This window comes from Oleiphilus sp. HI0043 (assembly GCF_001634935.1).
In genome coordinates, this window is sequence record NZ_LWEY01001831.1 from 1 (window position 1) to 1,293 (window position 1,293).

The following is a 1,293-nucleotide window of genomic DNA, read 5'->3' on the forward strand; positions in this document are numbered from 1 at the left end:
ACCATAAGAGTGAAAGTTAGCTTCTTTGAGTTCGCACTTAAAGAAAACTGCGTATTTGCTTAAGGTCTTGAGGATATGTTCAAAGCAGCTTTCATCTACGGACAGCAATAAACCATTTGAAATCCGTACAACTTTAAACAAGCCATATATACGTCCCTTGGGTGTGTTCAGGGTGCCATAAGAGAAATGGTTCGAATCTAGGGAGTTGATATCAGTAGAGCATTGACCTTGAAGAAACTTTTCTGAGTCTTCACCAGTGATGCTGATAAAACGACTGGGTAGATTGATAAACATGTGAGTCATAATGTGGTAACTGTCAGTTGTAATTAGTTTTTTAGTATTTAGCGATTATACAGCATCGCGGTGCTTTATATTGATATTGCCGAATTTGCTAAAGACGCGAAAACGTCTAAATGAATCTGGACACTCAAGGTTTAGAGGTGTAACTAATATATGAGATTTACTTGTGTACGCACTAATAAAGGCTAGGCGACTATCAATAAGAGGAGCATGTTTTACCGTAAGTAAGCAAAGATATCTGGAGATAAAACTTTTTCCAAGTATTTGTCCGTTGATTGCATCTTCGTTCGAAAAGTAAATACTAAGGTTCTCGTTGGAAACAACTAAGGAAGTGATAGCAAAGCGAGAGCGAAGCAAAGCTCGACTTAGCAGATGGTAAAAACCAGCTAGTGTGCATATCAAGCAGATAGAAACTTTTAGCGGCAGATAAATTTCGTGAGTAAGGCTAAGAAAAATAGCCGCGGCATACGGGAGCAAAATTACTCCCGCAAGTAACTTGGACGGTATAAACTGAACTTTAGTCTGGCTGAACACGGTCAAGAATAATCTTAACTATGCGAGCGTGATCCGGGTCTTCTGGTGCTCCGTTACGCATAAACCAAGCAAAAAGATCGGGGTCTTCACAATCTAATAAGTTTCTAAAACGGGCTTGGTCATCTTCAGGAAGAGTAGAGTAGGCCTCTTTCAAGAATGGCACTAACAGCACATCAAGTTCGAGCATTCCTCGGCGGCTATGCCAAAACAATCGGTTGAATTCAGCCCTTTTCGTTTCATCGAGCTGGCTTGTTTCTTGGGTGTCATTTGCTGAGTTTTGCGAAGGCTGATCCGACATTGAGTTATCCAATTGTTTGCAGAGGCTGCATTATAGTGCTTGCTTTGGGTACACTCAAGAACAGAGCGTCGTTGTGGTGTAAGATATAAGCTGAATGACTCCGGCTACGCATCGCCGTGGTTAATTAGTGTATATTTAACTGAATAATGAATTTAGAGGCT

At 40.8% G+C, this 1,293-nt stretch carries 1 protein-coding gene and 1 pseudogene; both read right to left on the reverse strand.

Translation table 11 applies throughout. The features are described from left to right. A pseudogene (locus tag A3729_RS28190) lies at window positions 1–303 on the reverse strand (hypothetical protein); the annotation flags it as partial. 514 nt (window positions 304–817) lie between these two features. Further along, the gene (locus A3729_RS31205; protein WP_082865225.1) at window positions 818–1,132 is read right to left on the reverse strand and encodes a succinate dehydrogenase assembly factor 2; all 315 of its coding nucleotides are present in this window, start codon (window positions 1,130–1,132) and stop codon (window positions 818–820) included. Window positions 1,133–1,293 lie beyond the last annotated feature (161 nt).